General features: G+C 65.4%; 16 protein-coding genes. 7 read left to right on the forward strand and 9 right to left on the reverse strand.

The features are described from left to right. The first annotated feature begins 1 nt into the window (after position 1). The 4 genes from prmA (at position 2) to GGR36_RS11920 (ending at position 3,247) form a co-directional block, all read left to right on the forward strand. Positions 2–886 (forward strand): 50S ribosomal protein L11 methyltransferase, encoded by an 885-nt coding sequence (gene prmA / locus GGR36_RS11905; protein WP_183634802.1) that lies wholly within the window; start codon positions 2–4, stop codon positions 884–886. Continuing rightward, positions 886–2,475, forward strand: a complete 1,590-nt coding sequence (locus tag GGR36_RS11910) for a DUF3426 domain-containing protein (RefSeq protein ID WP_183634803.1) — start codon at positions 886–888, stop codon at positions 2,473–2,475. The genes prmA and GGR36_RS11910 overlap by 1 nt, the downstream gene beginning before the upstream one ends. Before the next feature lie 145 nt (positions 2,476–2,620). Continuing rightward, positions 2,621–2,836, forward strand: a complete 216-nt coding sequence (locus tag GGR36_RS11915) for a hypothetical protein (RefSeq protein WP_183634804.1) — start codon at positions 2,621–2,623, stop codon at positions 2,834–2,836. A gap of 201 nt (positions 2,837–3,037) precedes the next feature. Then, complete coding sequence (locus GGR36_RS11920) at positions 3,038–3,247, forward strand: hypothetical protein (protein WP_183634805.1); 210 nt, start codon at positions 3,038–3,040, stop codon at positions 3,245–3,247. A gap of 165 nt (positions 3,248–3,412) precedes the next feature. On the opposite strand, the gene GGR36_RS11925 is transcribed toward GGR36_RS11920, so the two are convergent. From GGR36_RS11925 to GGR36_RS11935, 3 genes are all read right to left on the reverse strand, one after another. Next, positions 3,413–4,057, reverse strand: a complete 645-nt coding sequence (locus GGR36_RS11925; protein ID WP_183634806.1) for a DNA-3-methyladenine glycosylase family protein — start codon at positions 4,055–4,057, stop codon at positions 3,413–3,415. After that, a complete protein-coding gene (locus tag GGR36_RS11930) occupies positions 4,054–5,259 on the reverse strand; it encodes a GGDEF domain-containing protein (RefSeq protein WP_183634807.1) in 1,206 nt (401 codons plus the stop codon). Before GGR36_RS11930 ends, GGR36_RS11925 begins: the two co-directional genes overlap by 4 nt. Before the next feature lie 169 nt (positions 5,260–5,428). Continuing rightward, positions 5,429–6,709, reverse strand: coding sequence for a threonine/serine exporter family protein (locus GGR36_RS11935; protein WP_183634808.1), 1,281 nt, complete (start codon positions 6,707–6,709; stop codon positions 5,429–5,431). A 233-nt stretch (positions 6,710–6,942) separates the two neighbouring features. On the opposite strand from GGR36_RS11935, the gene GGR36_RS11940 reads away from it, so the two are divergent. Both GGR36_RS11940 and GGR36_RS11945 read left to right on the forward strand, forming a co-directional pair. After that, on the forward strand, positions 6,943–8,517 hold the full coding sequence (locus GGR36_RS11940; protein WP_183634809.1) for a M4 family metallopeptidase: 1,575 nt from the start codon (positions 6,943–6,945) through the stop codon (positions 8,515–8,517). Positions 8,518–8,640: 123 nt separating this feature from the next. Beyond that, entirely contained in the window at positions 8,641–9,180 is a 540-nt protein-coding gene (locus GGR36_RS11945) for a GNAT family N-acetyltransferase (RefSeq protein WP_183634810.1), read from the forward strand. A gap of 7 nt (positions 9,181–9,187) precedes the next feature. Here GGR36_RS11945 and GGR36_RS11950 read toward each other — a convergent pair whose 3' ends face one another. Then, positions 9,188–9,904 carry a site-2 protease family protein gene (locus GGR36_RS11950; protein ID WP_183634811.1) on the reverse strand — a complete coding sequence of 239 codons (717 nt, stop codon included), beginning with the start codon at positions 9,902–9,904 and terminating at the stop codon, positions 9,188–9,190. After that, positions 9,901–10,824, reverse strand: coding sequence for a DUF2167 domain-containing protein (locus GGR36_RS11955; protein ID WP_183634812.1), 924 nt, complete (start codon positions 10,822–10,824; stop codon positions 9,901–9,903). The genes GGR36_RS11950 and GGR36_RS11955 overlap by 4 nt, the downstream gene beginning before the upstream one ends. A 184-nt stretch (positions 10,825–11,008) precedes the next feature. Between GGR36_RS11955 and GGR36_RS11960 the strand changes: the two genes are divergently transcribed. Further along, positions 11,009–11,452, forward strand: a complete 444-nt coding sequence (locus GGR36_RS11960) for a CBS domain-containing protein (protein WP_183634813.1) — start codon at positions 11,009–11,011, stop codon at positions 11,450–11,452. A gap of 7 nt (positions 11,453–11,459) precedes the next feature. On the opposite strand, the gene pbpC is transcribed toward GGR36_RS11960, so the two are convergent. The 4 genes from pbpC to GGR36_RS11980 form a co-directional block, all read right to left on the reverse strand. Then, positions 11,460–13,910: a penicillin-binding protein 1C gene (gene pbpC / locus GGR36_RS11965; RefSeq protein WP_244971043.1), complete on the reverse strand. Its 2,451-nt coding sequence runs from the start codon at positions 13,908–13,910 to the stop codon at positions 11,460–11,462. A 172-nt stretch (positions 13,911–14,082) separates the two neighbouring features. Next, positions 14,083–14,529, reverse strand: coding sequence for a PEPxxWA-CTERM sorting domain-containing protein (locus GGR36_RS21660; RefSeq protein WP_221229528.1), 447 nt, complete (start codon positions 14,527–14,529; stop codon positions 14,083–14,085). Positions 14,530–14,986: 457 nt separating this feature from the next. Then, positions 14,987–15,652, reverse strand: coding sequence for a VC0807 family protein (locus GGR36_RS11975; protein WP_221229529.1), 666 nt, complete (start codon positions 15,650–15,652; stop codon positions 14,987–14,989). A 116-nt stretch (positions 15,653–15,768) separates the two neighbouring features. After that, entirely contained in the window at positions 15,769–17,046 is a 1,278-nt protein-coding gene (locus GGR36_RS11980) for a hypothetical protein (RefSeq protein ID WP_183634814.1), read from the reverse strand. Positions 17,047–17,101: the final 55 nt, after the last annotated feature.

A 17,101-nucleotide genomic window follows, 5' to 3' on the forward strand; every position in this document is an offset into this window, starting at 1 on the left:
CATGTGGCTGCAGGTCGCAATACAGGCGGATGAGTCTCACGCGGAGGCGCTTTCCGAAGCGCTGATGGATGCCGGCGCGCTCTCGGTATCCATTGATGATGCCGACGCCGGCACGCCGGCAGAAGTCGCCCAGTTCGGCGAGCCGGGCCACCCCGCGCAGCCGCTGTGGCAGCACAGTCGCGTCGTGGCGCTGTTCGACCAGGACGCGGAAATTGCCGTCGCGCTCGCTGAAGCGGCGGCTCAGGCCGGGCTGGACGCAGTACCGCCCTTCACCGTCGAGGAAGTCGCCGAGCAGGACTGGGTGCGGCTGACGCAGAGCCAGTTCGACCCGATCGAGATCGATCCGCGCCTGTGGATCGTGCCATCGTGGCATGAGGCGCCGAATCCGGACGCGATCAACATCGAAATGGACCCGGGCCTGGCCTTCGGCACCGGCTCGCATCCGACCACCCGCCTTTGCCTGCAGTGGATTCTCGACAATGTCCCGCAAGGCTGCAGCGTGCTCGACTACGGCTGCGGCTCCGGCATCCTGGGTATTGCTGCGGCCAAGATGGGTGCTGGCAAGGTCGTCGGCATCGACATTGACGAGCGCGCCCTCGAAAGCACCCAGGAAAACGCCTCGCGCAACGGCGTGGAAATGGCCGTCGTGCATAGCGGCACGCCGATCACCGAACGCTTCGACCGGGTCATCGCCAACATCCTGACCAATCCGCTGTGCGTGCTCGCACCTGCCATCGCAGCCTGCGTCGCAGACGGCGGGCGGCTGGTGTTGTCCGGCATCCTCGAACCGCAGGCCGACCAGGTCATCGCGGCTTACGCCCCCTACATCGCGCTGAAAGTGGGTGACACTTTCGAAGGCTGGGTCCGGCTGGAGGGCCAACGCTGATGCTGACGACGCGCTGCCCGCACTGCGGCACCGCGTTCCGCGTCAAGCCGGAACAACTGCGCGCACGCGGCGGCCGGGTGCGCTGCGGCCATTGCCAGGCGCCCTTTTCGGCACTCGAATCGCTGATCGACGTCGTCCCGGAGGCGCCCGCACCGGATGCCACGGGTGGCAGCGACAGCGCACCGGTCTCCGCTCCAGCCAACGCCCTTGCGCACGCCAGCAGCGCAACGCCATCCGAGGCGCCGACACCCAGCGCTGCGGCCTCGGAACCCGCATCGGCCGCGTCGGCGCCAGTGAACGAACCGGTGCCGCAAGCGGTGCCGGCCGCCACACCGAAGCCCGATACGCTGCCCACGCAAGAAACAGTGGAGATTCGGCCCGCTCCGGTCGCGATCAGTTCGGTGCTGGCCTCGCACCGTGCAAGCACCTGGGGTGGCAGCGCTGGGCACGAACTCGCCCCGCCGATGCCGGAGCTCGATCCCTCGGCGCCCCATCGCCCCCAGTTCGATCTCGACTTCGACCTGGATTCGGACGAACTGCCGGTCAGCACGCCAGCCGTCACGCCTGCGCCTGCGCCGGTGACCAGCGACTTCGTGCGCCCGGTCCGTTCGGACGAGAAGACCACGTTGACCTTCGATTGGCGCGCCGGCAACGACATTCCTGGCGGCCTGGGCGGCCCTGCCGAGCCCCACGAGTCGGAAGTGGATCTCTCGGCACCGGATTGGCATCAGGACTTGCCGGAAAGTCGCGCTGACGGTGCTGTGACCGAAGTGCCCTTGGACGCTGACGACGCATCGCCAGAGCAGACGGACGACGAGCCAGTATTCGTCACCGCATTTGCGTCGCCGTCGGGGCAGTCGACAACGCCTGATTGGCAGGCGCTGACTGCGCCGGAAGCGGCCGAGGAGATCGGCGAGGACCGCTTTTCACCGCTGCCCGAGCCGACCTTCACCAGTAACGAAACGCATGTTGATGAGATCACCGAGGCGCCGAACGAGCCCGAGCTGATCGAGCACGAAGCCGATGAGCACGATGCCTATGAGCACGGTGCCACCGGCCCGAAGAGCGACTTCGTGCACAGCTTTGACTGGGACCGATCGCACGCCCGGCGCAGCGCAAGCTGGCCGTGGGCGCTGGGCGCGAGCGTGTTGCTGATCGCCACCGTCGCACAGGCGCTGCTGTGGGCGCGCCACGACATCGCGCGGGAATTCCCGACCACACGCCCCCTCTTTGAAACCGCCTGCGCCCGGATCGGCTGCGCAATGCCCTGGCCGCGCGTCGCGGGGCTTATCAGCATTGATGCCTCCGATCTGCATCCACGCCCAGACCGCAACGGCCAGCTTGAACTCAGCGGCACGCTGCACAACAAGGCCGCATTTGCGCAGGCCTACCCCTACCTCGAAGTCACGCTGACTGACGTCTTCAACCGGGCGCTTGTGCGACGCGCACTGCCGCCGGAAACCTGGCTACCGCCCTCGCTGAAGGCCACGCCCTCTTTCGCGCCCACCAGCGACGTGGCCTTCACGATCTACCTCGATGCCGAAGGACAGGCAGCGACCGGCTACAAGCTCTACGCGTTTTATCCGTAGAAGGGATTGCTGCATCGCAGCAAGTTTTTCTTATCGGGCAATCTGTAGCTTGAATTGGCAGTAATGTCCTCCTGGGATAGCCTTTGTGCTGCGCAGCAAAACAAGAACAGGCGCACGTAGCACATTTACCCCGGAGGTACCCAGCATGAGCAATCACGCATTGGAAGTATTTGAAGTATCCGATGGCTTCGTCCGTGTCTTTGCGGGCGTCTATGCCGAAAACGACGGCTTCTTTGCCGAGATCCACGAGCAGCGCGACGGCGCAATCCGGCGCCTCGACAAGTCCGACATCATGCCCTCGCGCGAAATCGCCGAGGCTTGGGTGCAGAGCCGATCCTGGTTCAAGAACAACGTCGCCTGATACCACAAAGGGTATCTTTCCCCTGCATGCGCAGGGCGACGCTGCATCCGAGCCTGACCGACAAAGGCCGCCGACCCAGGCGGCCTTTATGCTTTTTGTGTCCCGAATAGAAAAAACTATAGCGATATCAAAAGCTTGAATTTGTTAGCTGTCGAAGCAGCGCTTAGAATTCAAATCACAGAGAGATCTAAAAGAAAGGAAATGACCATGGCTCCGCTTCCCCTCGACGTGATGGATTCCGGCACTGGCCGCAACTGTGTTTTCGGCGGTGTATACGCTGCCAACGACGGCTTTTTTGCCGAGATCCACGAACAGAAAGACGGCCGTGTCCGTCTGATCGAAAAATCCAGCTCCCTGCCGACGCGCGAAGTCGCCGTGGCATGGATGCGCGCCCGCTGCCAAGGCGGCTGATGCTCCCCCTTCCGGGGCTGGCCGCAAGGCTCGCACCCGGACAAGCGCCGAAACAGGCGCACAAAAAACAAACTGGACCGCGAGGTCCAGTTTGTCTTTGTGCCGCCGCACTGCGTCCCCTGGTGCTGTGCCGGCCACGGATCAGCGGGATCGGCACCGCGGGCGCTAGTCGGCGTCCGCTGCCTGCCAGAGATACCAGCTCGCCACGCTGCGCCAGGGCGCCCAGGCAGCACCGATTTCACGCAGCTCACGCGACGTCGGCATGGCATCGAGGCCGTGCGCCCGTGCATAGCCGGCGCGGACGCCATAGTCGTCCACCGGCAGCACATCCAGTCGCCCCAGCGTGAAGATCAGGAACATTTCGACCGTCCAGCGCCCGACGCCACGCGCGGCCGTGAGGCGCGCGATGATCGCCTCGTCATCCAGGTGGTCGAGTTCGCCAGACGCGACCGGGATCAAGCCTTCATGCGCCTTTGCGGCGATGTCGCGAAGATAGCCCTGCTTCTGCCGCGACAGCCCGGCCGACCGCAGGTGTTCGTCGCTCGCAGCAAGAAGCTGCGCGGGAGATGGAAAGTCGTGACCCGGGAACAGCGCCAGGAAACGACGGTGGATAGTTTCAGCCGCCTTGCCCGCGAGTTGCTGATACATCACTGCGGTCACGAGCGCCGCATAGGGCGATCGATCCGGTTGCGGCACGATGCCGCAGTGCCCGTGACGGGCGATCAGCAACCCAAGCGCTGGGTCTGCGGCGGCAAGCCCACGCTCAGCCGCGCGCAGACGCCGCACGGTCGCCGTCGGGATCGCGCTCATGCGCGCAAGGGATTACGCAGGAAACTGGTGAGCGGGCCGGACTCGTCGCTGGCGCCCTGAGGGTCTACGGGTGTCGGTGCCTGCCAGCCCTCGATCCGGTTGCCACCAGCTTCGCGTGCCGCCGCCAGCGCCAGATCGGCGCGCCGCACGACGGCATGCGGGCGCTCGCCTTGCAGGCTGTCAGCAACGCCAATGCTCACGCTGACCGCAATCGCGCCATCGCCCAGGCGTACCGGCTCGCCGGTGATGGCACGCCGCACGCGTTCGGCGAAGCGCTGGGCATCAACGAGATTCGTTTCGGGCAGTAGGACGCAAAACTCGTCACCGCTGAAGCGCGCGCACATGTCGTCGGCGCGCGCCACGACCAGCAGGCGTTTCGAGATTTCGACCAGCACCCGATCGCCGGCCGAGGCACCGAAGCCCTCATCGATCGCGCCAAAGCGGTCGATGTTGAGCATTACCACGCCATAGAGCCGGCCGCTGCGTTGCGAACGGGCATGCTGCCGCACCAGCGCTTCGGTCAGCGACAATCGGTTCGCGAGCCCCGTCAGGTCATCGATGCGTGCCAGTCGCCCCAGTTGCGCAGCCACCCGCAGGTTCGCCCAAAGCAACCAGCCGAAGGTCAGCATCAACGACAGCACGCTGACGCCGACGTAACACAGCACACGATTCAGTTCGTCGTGTGCCAGCAGGCCGCCCGGCAGCCAGGTCGCCGCGATCCGCGCACAGAAAACCCCGCCCAGCCCGGTGGCCGCCAGCAACACCACCACGCGAGCAGGCTGTTCTTCCGGCGCACCCGGCTCCAGGACGCGCACCGCGATGGCGCCGTTCACGCTCACGAGCAGCAGCGAGACCAAGGTGACACGCAAGGCATCCAGCATTGGCGTACCACTCAGTCCGATGCTCACGACAAGGGCAAGGGTGGCTGCTGCAGGGATCAACGCGACGCGAGCAGGGGCGCCGTCGAACCGGCGCAGCCCTTCGAGAAAGGCCACGAAGCCGGACAGCACGCCGGCGTTGAAGATCGCGCGCCCGCCCGGAAGGGCGTAGATCATGTTCGCCACCAACGCGAGCACACCCAGGGCGACCAGCGCCATGCCCAGACTCAGCAGATCGCCCCCCGGCAATTCGCTGCGTCGTCGCACCGTCAGAACCAATACCAAGGCCAGCGCCGCGTGAATCGCGGCCGCCATGACAGCCATTGTGGGCTCGTGAAACAGCATGTTGGCGTCCCCTCTGCCGCGTCGCGTGGCACCGTCTGTGCATCGACACACGCCTTGCCGCCGAAGCGGCGAACAAGCACATCGTACGCGTGGGAAAGCATCCCGTCCGCGAAATCCGTCAGATTTTTCGACAAACTCCTCGCTGGGCTCAAGCGCGCGGGCGACGCACCAGGCCCGCCATCCTCGCCCCCAGCAGCAGGCCCAGCCCCATCGCGCCGACCACGAAACACGCCTTGAAGAAACAGGCAAATGTACCAGCCAGCAATGCAGGGTCGGCGTGGGCGCCTTCGCGTGCAACCTGCATGGCGCCAGCGATGCCCTGATAGATGAACACCCCGGGCATCATCGGCACCGCACCGGCAAAGGCCACCGCGGCAAAGGGCACGCGCAGGCGATCGACCGCCACGTTGGCCATGGCGCCAATGGCGAGGCACGCGGCGAGCGTCGCGATTTCCTGTGACACGCCGTTCTGCATGGCAAGGAAACGGATGCCGTGGCCCACCATGCCGCACAACACGGAGATCCAGAGCACCCGCCACGGTTCGTTATAGAACGCACCGAAGCCGCACGCGGCAAGCCCGGCCAGCAGGATGTCCGTCAGCAAGGTGAGGTGCGCGTCGGCCGAAGGCGTTGCAGCAACGGTGGTCATGCCGAGCGTGATCCAGCCACCAAGAAACACGCCCAGCGCGGCGGCGACAAGGATGCCGATCGCGAGTCCCAGGCGCGATATGCCGGTCTGCATGTGGTTTTCGAGCATGTCGTAGAGCCCGTTGATGAGGTGCGGGCCGGGCACCAGCATCAGGGCCGGCACCATCAGACAGAACCCCGGCGTGGCCGTCCACCCCGCCCGAATCACCAGCCCGCCCATCACCGATCCGATCAGCGCCGCGGTGAAGGGCATCGCAAACAGCACTACGTGGCGCTTGGCCAGTTCCTGGCGCGCCAGCAGGCCCAGCCCCGACGAAACGCCGCTCACCACCACCGCGCCCCAGTCGGCCTGCAGCAGGCGTGCCAGCGCCGCTGCCGCAATGCCGAAGATCGCCGCCAGCAGCCAGCGGTTATGGCGTTTCGAACGCTGCTCGATTGAATCGAGTTCGGCGATTGCGTCGCTCAGCGACATGCGGTCTTCGCACACCGCATCGACGATGCCATTGACCGCAGCGCTGACCGCCACGTTGATCCGCAACTCCGGCGCCTGGGCGTGATACTGGTGGCCACCGGGCGAAAACAGTGTGACCCCGCGATAGGTCACGAAGACCAGGACATCGACACCAAGATGGCGCGCCGCGCGCACCAACTTGCGATGCAACAGCTCGGACCGCATGTTGTATTCGAGCAAAAGGCGCGCAGTGCGATGCAGGAAGTTCATTGCTGCGTCGGGTTCTGCCGAAAATGCGTCGTGCGCGAGTTCGGGTTGGGCAGGATTCATTGTATGGCCTCTGCGACGAGCGTCCGGAAACGCCCGTGGTCTGCGGGTTTGCAGGTTCCGGATGCTAGCCGATCGGCGTATGGGGCACATCCGCGTGGGTCAACCCTGGTTCCGCTTGAACAAACTTGCAGCGCGACCTGGCGCTTTCTATGCTTCTCGCATTGACTCCAAACCGCCGGCGGGCGCCACAAGCACCACGCCGGTTTTCCAGCCCGACAGAGAAGGAGTGACTCATGGTGTTTCGCAAACGGCAGCTTGTGGTCTCCATCGCATTTGCGTTGTCCGGCATTAGCGCGGCTTCCGCCCAGGAAGCCCTGTCTGCGCCGGCTCGCCGTGCGCAAACGCATCTTCAGAATTTCAGCAGCTACGTCCAGGCGTCCGATGGCGATCAGTTCATCGCGCGCGGCACCATTGTTGATGCCGACGGTTCCGAACATGTGCGCTTCGATCGCACTTACAAGGGGCTGCGCGTGATTGGCGGCGACGTGGTCGTACACTCCAACGCCCGCGGTCAGGCGATGCGTTTCAGCCACACGATGACCACACGCCACCAGCTCGACACGCATCCGACGCTGGACGACACCGCTGCCATCGCGAGCGCCGAGTCCGCCTTCCGCGGGCAACGCGACGCTGCCTCGCGCGCAGAGCAGGTGATCTACGCGCGCGGTGCCCGGCCGGCCCTTGCGTACGAGGTCATCACCACCGGCACCGCGCCGGACGGCACGCCGAGCGTGATGCACACCTTCATCGATGCGCACGGCGGCCATGTGCTCGACAAGTGGGACGAGATCGAGACCGCCGCGACCGCCGGTACCGGCAAGAGCCTCTTCGATGGCGCCGTGCCACTCACCACCGATAGCCAGACCACCGGCGGCTACGCGCTGCGCGACCCGTCGCGCGGCAACCACTACACCACCAACATGAAGAACCGCACCAGCGGCGGCACCACCTTCACCGACGCCGACAACGTGTGGGGCAGCGGCACCACCGCCGACACCGCCACGGCGGCCGTTGACGCCACCTACGGCCAGAACATGACCTGGGACTACTACAAGAACGTCCATGGTCGTAATGGCATCGCCAACGACGGGCGCGGCGCGTATTCGCGGGTGCACTACAGCCGCAACTATGTGAACGCGTTCTGGAGCGACTCCTGCTTTTGCATGACCTACGGCGACGGCGACGGCACCAGCTACTACCCGCTGGTGTCACTCGATGTGGCCGGCCACGAGATGACCCACGGCGTCACCAGCCGCACCGCGAATCTCACCTACTCGGGCGAATCGGGCGGTCTCAACGAAGCCACTTCCGACATCTTCGGCACGCTGGTCGAGTTCTATGCCGGCAACGCCTCGGACCCGGGCGACTACCTGATCGGCGAGAAGATCTTCGTCTCGAACAAGGGCGTCGCCAACCCGACCAAGGCGCTGCGTTACATGTTCAAGCCCAGCCTCGATGGCTCGTCGCCGGACTGCTACACCAGCACGATCGGCTCGCTCGACGTGCACTACTCGTCCGGCGTTGCGAACCATGTCTTCTACCTCATGGCTGAAGGCGCCGTGGTGCCCACCGGCTTCAACCTGACGCCGTCGCAACTGGTGTGCAATGGCGACACCGCCCTCACCGCGCTCGGGCGTGATGTGGCGGGCAAGATCTGGTATCGCGCCCTCACGGTGTACATGACGTCCAACACCAACTACAAGGGTGCGCGCACCGCAACCCTGAACGCAGCAGCCGACCTTTACGGCACCAGCTCCGCGCAGTACGCGGCGGTGGGCCGTGCCTGGTCGGCCGTCAGCGTGAATTGATCCGCAGCGCCTGAAGGATGGCCCGGTCGTCGAAGTGACGTCCGGGCCATTTTCTTGTGGCACAGGGCTGGCGGAGTCCGTGAAGTTGCGGTACGAATAGCAGCAGACCGCAGGACCCCGACCATGCTGACAGCGCCGCCCCCCAAGCTCCAGCTCGAACCCCTCGCCGCGCACCATGCCGCGCCATTCTGGCCGCACGCCCAGGACGCGGCGCTGTACGCCTATGTGCCGATCGAACAGCCCGAATCGGAGGTCGCCGTCGCCGCCTGGTTCGCGCGGCTTGCCGCCGGCGCACCGGCCGCTTTGCAGGAAGAGTGGCTCAACTGGGCCGTCGTGCTGCCCACCGAAGACGCCGTCGCCGGCATCGTCCAGGCCACCGTGGTGCCGGATGGCGAAGCCGAGCTTGCCTATCTCATCGCGCCCGCCTTCTGGCAGCGCGGCATCGGTTACCACGCCGTGCGCATGATGATCGACTGGCTGTGGCGCGAACGCGCCGTCACGACGCTGCGCGCCGTCGCCGACACCCGCAACCTGCGCTCACAACAGCTGCTTGAACGCCTCGGTTTCGTGCTCGCCGGCGAGGTGCCTTCGTCGATCCGCGGCGAGCCGAGCATCGATCGCGTCTACGCCGGCCACGTGCGCGGGGTGCAGCGCGTGGCCTGATACCCGATCAGAGGTGGCGCGGCAGGATCTCGTGCACCTCGTGGCTCATCACCGCGAGGAAGGCGAGCAGGCCGATGTACCACACCGCATAGGTGAGCCGGGTTTCCGACGAAGCCGTGTAGTAGGCCTGGTTCTCGGGCGCAGACGGATCGAAGCGCCACGCACGCATCACCTGCGGCGCTGCCATGATCGCCATCAGGATCAGCATCGGGCTGGGCCGCAACATGAACAGCCCGACCAGCACCGGCACGCCGATCAGCCAGATGCGCGGCGACAGCACCGCGGTGATGCGCCCGCCGTCGAAAGGCGAGAGCGGAATCATGTTGAACAGGTTGAGGAAGAAACCGGAGTAAGACACCGCCAGCAGCAGGTCGCTGCCGCTGTTGCGTGCCAGGTAGTAACAGGCGAGCGCGCCGAGCGTGCCGGCCAGCGGCCCGACAAGCCCGACGTAGGCTTCCGTCTCGGCGTCGTGCGGCAGATCCTTCAACTCGACCCACGCGCCGACAAACGGGATGAAGGTCGGTGCGCCAACCGCCAACCCGCGCTGGCGCGCCGCGATGTAATGCCCCATTTCGTGGATCAGGATCATCGCGACGAAACCCACCGCGTAACGCCAGCCCCAGATGAAGGCATACGCGAACACCGACAGCAGCATCGTGCCGCCGGTGGTCAGCAACTTGCCGAACTTGAGCCCCGAGAACAGCAGGAACAGCAGCTTGCTCATGCCACGTCGTCGCTCTTGCTCTTGCCGCCAAAGAAGCGTTTGACACCTGCAATCAGCGCCACCGCGCCCAGCGCGATCAGCTTGAAGGACTTGGCTGCGAACGCAGCGATCACCGCGAAGAGGCCGAGCTTCTTCACCGCAAGACCGCCGACCAGCGCCGCCAGGCCGTACTCGGCCACCTTGTCGGTCGAAGCGTTGAAGTCGCGATACCGCTTGCCGTCGCCGTATTCGAGCGCAGCAAGCAGTTCGTGCGCGATCGGCTTGTCCTCGGCGATGTGGTCGTAGGCAGTGACCAGATTCATGCTGAAGTAGCCGTCGCGGCCCAAGGCATACGTGTTGTAGTTGATCGAACCCGGATCGCTTGCGGGCTGGCCCTTCTGCCGCGCATGGATCGACCACACCAGGCGATGCGCCGACGCGTCGTAGGTCGGCGCCTGCACCCAGCCGAGCACATCGAGCTCCGGGATGCCTCGCGAACGGCGATCCTCGTTGGAATGCTCGGTGCCCTTGCGGATGTTGTCGAGCAACTCGTCGGCCTTCCAGTCGCGCGCATCGTCGTCCTTGATGAAGCCGGCCTTCTCGAACTCCGCGACCACGATCCAGTCGCCCTCGCCGTCCGGCAGCACCACGCCGGCGAGACGGTCATCAGCTGAATTGCCCATCGCGCGCATCAGCTGGCCCGCCGCCGGCTGCGGCACCCAGATGCGGCCGGCCGGCAGTTTCAGCGTGGCCTGGTCGAACAGCTTGACGTCCGTCGGCCCGACCACCTTGGCGGCGTTCGCGGCCTGAATGGCCGCGCGCGCTTCCTGTTCCCGGGCGCTGGGTGGCGCCTCGTCGGCGCGAACGATGGAGGGGGCAGCAATGCACAGGCAGGAGAGCAGCGTCAGCGTGCGAGCAGTGCGCGAGAACAAGGTCGTCATCACGGATCCGATCGGGGGGAGAAAGATCCGGACACTGCCTGCCGAGGCCGTGGCTCGCAAGCGCACATCGCAAACATTTGTGCGCTCACGCACAGGGCCATCGAATCCTTGTGGTTTTGACGCAGACAGTCCAGATTACAGAGACGCCCCACGTACGGGGCCGCCAACAACGGAGACGATCGCGATGACTATTTCGGTTCGGCAGGTGCTTCAGGGCAAAGGCAGCAACGTACTCACCGTTTCTCCGGATCACAGCGTGCTCAGTGCGCTGGAACTGATGGCCAAGCATGACGTCGGATCGGTACTCGTCACCGAGGGCGAGCGCCTCGCCGGCATCTTCACCGAGCGCGATTACGCGCGGAAGGTGGTGCTCAAGGGCCGCACATCGGCCGCCGCCAAGATCGGCGAGTTGATGACCTGTAATGTGCTCACCGTATCCCCGACGCAGACCATCGACGACTGCATGGCAATCATGACCAACAACCGCATCCGCCACCTGCCGGTGGTCGAAAAGGGGCAACTGATCGGCATCGTGACCATCGGCGACGCGGTGAAGACGGTGATCGAGGAACAGCGCCAGACGATCAACCAGCTCTCCAGCTACATTTCCGGCGACCTCGCGACCTGAAGCCGCTTCAGCTTCCCGCGCGCGGCGCGCTGAAGCTGAAATCCACCACCGCATAACGGCCGCCGGCGTCCACCACGCTCAAGGTGTGCGCGCCGGCGCTCGCCACATCCACCACCTGACTCGCGCCTGCCGCCGCGGTGCGCAGCAGGCGGCCATCCAGCAACCACCACACCGTGCCACTGCCGCCAAGCAGCTGGAGTGACACCCTCGCATGCGTCTGCCCGGGCGCCGGGCGCAGCACGCTGCCGGGGGTGAGACCGTTGATGCGCAGCCCCCCGTCGGATTCATTGGCGGCCGCGCAACGCGGCGACCAGGGCGGGATGCCGATGCGTTGGCGCAGCGTCGGCCCAAGGAAGGGTTCCAGATGCGTCGGCCAGCGCGCAACCCGCCGCGCCACCGCATCGGCGCGACAGGCCGGCGTGGTGCGCAGCCCGCTGTCGGGCTCGACCCAGACGGTATCGAGTTGCCCGGTGGGCCGCACCCGGTCGGGCAAGGTCGGCGGCACCGCATCGTTGAGCGTCCACGCGGTATAGCGCTGATGGCAGTGCGCCGCTTCGGTATCTGCGGCGCGTCGGCCGAGCGGCCAGCAGATCTCGGCCACGCCAACGCCGGGCGGCGGCTTGCGCACCGCACCGGCTTGCGCGCCGGGCAGCGCGGCGACGATGTCCTTCAACAACGGCGCCGCAACGTTGGCGCCGAAGAATCCGGGGTTGGGCGTGCCGTCGGGCCGGCCGATCCACACGCCGATGGTGTAACGATCGGTCACGCCCACCGCCCAGGCATCGCGGAAGCCGAAACTGGTACCGGTCTTCCAGGCCACCCGCGCACCGCCCTCGACGAAGGGGCGGTCCGGGTGACCACCGGTTTCGAGGATGTCGCGCACGATGAAGGCGGCCCCTGCGCTCATGATGCGGTTCTCGATGCGCGCGGCATCGGGCGTGAGCCGCGGCTGCCCGGCGAGGCCACCGACCGCCAGCGCACGATAGGCGCCGACCAGTTCTTCGAGCGTGGTGCCGGCGCCGCCGAGGATCAGCGAGAGGTTGGGCGTCGCGCCCTTGGCCATGCGCAGGCGCAGCCCGCCGGCACGCAGCCGCGCCGCGAAACGCAGCGGCCCGACGCGGTCGAGCAGATCAACCGCCGGCACGTTGAGCGAACGCGTCAGCGCATCCGAAACGCTCACCGGCCCGGAAAACGCCGCCTGGAAATTGCCCGGTTCGTAGCCGGAAAAAGCCTGCGGCGCGTCGCTCATCAGACTCTCGGAATGGATCAGGCCTTCGTCCAGCGCGATCGCATACAGGAAGGGTTTGAGCGTGGAACCCGGCGAGCGCACGCCGCGCACCATGTCGACGTGAGCGAAGCGGCTGCGGTTGGAAAAATCCGCCGAACCCGCGTAGCCGAGGACTGCAAGGCTGGCGTTGTCCATCACCAGCGCGGCCATCGACACCTTGGGCGGCAGTTGGTCGACACGATCGAGCAGCATGCGTTCCAGCGTGCTCTGCACTTCCGGTTCCAGCGTTGACCGCACGATCTGCAGTTCCCCGGCTGCGCGGGTGCCAGCCGCCGGTGCCCGCACCGATCCACGCAGGCGCTCCGCCGCCAGCGGCGCGAGCCAGTGCGCCCGCAGCGGCTGCGCCGCAACGCGTTCGACCCGTGCATCGGCGACCTCGTCCGCACGCCATACGCCAAACGCCGCCATGCGCTCGAGCACCTTGTCGCGCGCGGCCTGCGCCTTGTCCGGGGCGCGATCAGGCCGCAAGCGGGACGGCGCCTGCGGCAGCGCCGCCAGCATCGCCGCTTCGGCCTGGCTGAGCACCCGCGAGGGTTTGCCGAGGTAGGCGCGGCTCGCCATTTCGACGCCCTCGACGATGCCGCCCATCGGCGCGTGGTTCAGGTACAGCGCGAGGATTTCGTCCTTCGAGCAATGCAGTTCCAGTTGCAACGCGCGCGCGACCTGCCGTAGCTTGCCACGCAGGGTATGCGGCACCGGATCGAGCATGCGCGCGACCTGCATCGTCAGCGTCGAGCCGCCCGACACGATGCGGCCGTTGCGCGCCCACTGCCAGGCCGCCCGCAGCAGCGCCACCGGATTCACGCCGGGGTGCCAGCGGAACCAGCGGTCTTCGTAGGTCAGCACCGCTTCGAGGTAACGTGGCGACACCTGCTCGGCGGTGACCGGGTAGCGCCACACCCCGTCGACCGAGGGCCAGGTACGCAGCGGCGTACCGTCCGCCGCGGCGACGATCAAGCCGGCTTCGCGCGGCGGCAGGCGCAACGGAAAGGCGCGGTCAAGGAGCAACAGCGCGAGCAGCAGGTACACCACGCCGATCGCAACGCGCGACAGCCTGCGCTGGGTCAGGCGCATGACTTCAACACGGCAGCGCAGCGGCGACGTGCGGGGCGACAGGGCTTGCTTCGGAAGGGCTGCGGAACGCGCTGCATGGGCCGGCTCGGCATTCATCAGGCAAAGGCCAGGCGCGATTGTGTCGCACTTGCGGCGACGCGTCAGAATCCGGTGCGCCCCTGCCCTTTCGGCGTGCAGAAAACAGAAGGGCGCACGCCGTTACGACGTGCGCCCTTCGCGCAGTCATCGCACCCCAGGCGCGTGCCCCGGGTGCGAATCTGCGGACATCTCAGCTGAGACGGCGGCGAGCCATGCCTGCAACCATGCCCAGACCGGCCAGCAGCATTGCATAGCTGGCCGGCTCGGGAACGGCAGGTACCGCGTTCGCGGACAGCGTCACGGCAGAGAGGCCGCTGCCCATACCGAAGTAACCGAAGGTGTACGTGCCCGCGGTAAGGCCGCTGAAGCTCGCGGCGCTCCCCAGCGTGTGCAGTCCGCCGATCATCGTCGCCCCGGAGAACAACGCATACCCGCCGGCGCCACCGTAGATCTTGGTGTCGGAATAGACCGTGCTGAGGCCTGTCAGGCTGAAACTGACCGAGTCAGCGAAGAACGGGGTGGCATACACGCCAAGGTAAGACTCCGTCGGCACCGACAGCTCGCCGAAGGTCGCGGCTTGCACACCGCTTGCAGCGCAGGCCAAAGCGGCTGCGACGCAGATTGATCTGATTTTCATAAGCGCTCTCCGTGGGGTTGGGGGTGGCTTGATGATGCGTCGCAACATTCATGCCAAGGCCATACGGCTCCGACAAGCATTACGGCACGAACACGCCAAGACCCTTTCTGAATGCGCCTTTCAGGAGGCCCCTCTTCCGAGCACAACGCCATGCCGGGAATCTCGCCCGATTGCCCAGGGCGCGCAAATCGCGCAGCAATGGTGCAGTCGCGGCCCACGCTTCGCCGATTTAGTGCGCTGACCTGACATATCCGCCCGGCCTGACCCGCTTCAGAAAGAGGCGCCCTGGCACCTGGCCCGTGCAAACAAGCGGCTTCGCGGGATTGCGGCGATCCGATATCGAGATTGCGCCGAGGCCACTTGCGCCCGCGCCTCGCCGTCGAGAAAAGCGCATCGGCGCGATCCAATGCGCCGGCACCCGGCAGGCACCTCACGCCGCCGCACGCACGTTCAGGTTTCAGCGCTCGACCGGTTTATCGGGACTCAGTTGCAGGGTCTCGACGCCAAACTGGCCAACCGGTGCGCGCGAGAGCAAGCGGCGGTACCAGATCGTCCACAGCATCAGCAGCGCAACCAGCCCGTAGCCGATGAAGGGCGCGACCGCGAGAAAGCGGGACGGCGTCCAGGTCCACGCCAGCCAGGTGCGAAGCGCCGCTTCGGCGGTGAGGCCGGCGCCCCACACCGCCGTCATCACCCATACCGCGCGGCGCGCACCGGGCGTAGCCCACCACTCCGCGATGACATCATGGGCATCGTCACGTTCGCGCGCCATCGTCGCCCGCGCGAGGTAGAAGATCAGCGGCTTTTCGAGGAACAGGGAAAGCAGGAAGACGACCCCGATTGCCCCGGACGCCAGCGACTCGCGCACCAGCAGGATCCGCCCATCGCCGCCCATCGCCAGCCCGACCAGCGACATCGCGATGCCGACCAGCACCAGCACGCTCAACGCATCCATGCGACGGTGCCGCAGCAATTCGCCCAGGCTCCACAGCAGCGGCGGAATCGCCGACGCAATTAAGCCGCCCAGTTCGCCCCAGCGCGGCTCGGCGAGGGTGTAGGCGAGCCACGGCAGGGCCAGATTGACGGCGAGTTCGGCGATGAGGTGTAGGTGTTTGCGGGTCATAGGGTAAGCATTCAAAAGTCGGGTGGGGCAGTCAAAGGCGTCTCCCTCCACCCAAGGACTCGCGAATCGACTACAGGCCATCGTATTTGGCTATCTCGCGTTACTTGCCTATCCGACTAAAGAGGTTTCCATTCCTGCGAATAGGGAAAGGTCAAAACTGATTTCCGCGTATACCAACGAGTCAGCTTGAATGTATTTGGATCACTCAGTTGCTCTGTAAGCCAAACAATTTCAATGTTTGCATCAACGAGTCGAAGGTCTCCGATGATTGGGGCTCGAGACTTCTGTTGGCCCGGAAACGTTGGTATTCGGACGTTCCATGTCCTCACAACCCGACCTGTATCGCTTCTCTGCTGCACGACCACGGTACTGACCTCAACTCCGGAACCGCCGTTCTCCAAGAGAGGGGCCTGTATGACGAGCCAACCATTCCCTGCACGCTTAAGGCCGTAGGCGCGGGTTAGACCGTCATCCCGGAGAACTTCACCACTCTCTCTTCTGCAGTTAAAAGCGTCTCGACCATTGGATCCCAAGATCGGAGTCCGCTCGCACGCCCACGCTGGTGGCGGCAGCCACCATGCTCCATCGCCATGGATAAGCAGAAAGTCATTGGCAATCTCGAATCGGCCTCGCTCAAGATCTCCAGCAAATCTGGCAATGGGGTATTCCGTCGGGGCCAAGGCAGATGGATCACTCACGGCGCGGAGGAGAGATCCTTCGAACACGAGAGCCCTGCGCGCGAAACGCTCGACTGCGACCTCTTGGTCCTCAGGAACGCAATTCAACAGACTGGTCCGCGCGGCAATGAGCCCCTGACGCCCAGTGCTGACCCGTGTTTCAACTGAGAGCATCGAATAAGCACTTCCGGACACGGCTGCTCGATCCTGCACATCCATCTCGATCAGAGCCTCATTCGGCGCCAGATGCTTGGGCTCTTCACCAACGAACGCAACTATCGAACTGGCACCGTTAAACGAAAAGCTTTCTGTAGGCCAGCCACTTTGGTGCCGTTGGCTCCGAAGCACATAGACTCGATCAACGGGGAGTGCAGCAGACGTCCCGCGCTCAATGACATCGGTCATGCATTGGGAACGTAGGGCGGCGCGATACTCGGAAAGCTGATGCGACCGACGCAAATCCTGATATTTGGCAATGCAAAAAGCCCCAAGGGCGAAAACTCCCAAGGCCGCGACGGACACCTTTAAAGCCCTTTCCGCGCCGGTAGAACCACCGGCCACATATCCAAGAAAGGCAATGAAGGCCAGCACCACCGCGATTGCAAACACGATGCCACCGAGCCCAAGCATGACAATGATTTCCGCGCCCGGTGGTGTCGGTGCGGCGCAGACCAGTCCAGACCCAAGCAGAGCAATGACCCCAGCGGTCGCACGCATCCAACCTTGCAACCGTTTCTTGTGTGTCCTGCGTAAAAACATCGTTCAAGATCTA

This window comes from Niveibacterium umoris (assembly GCF_014197015.1).
GTDB classification, from domain to species: Bacteria; Pseudomonadota; Gammaproteobacteria; order Burkholderiales; family Rhodocyclaceae; genus Niveibacterium; species Niveibacterium umoris.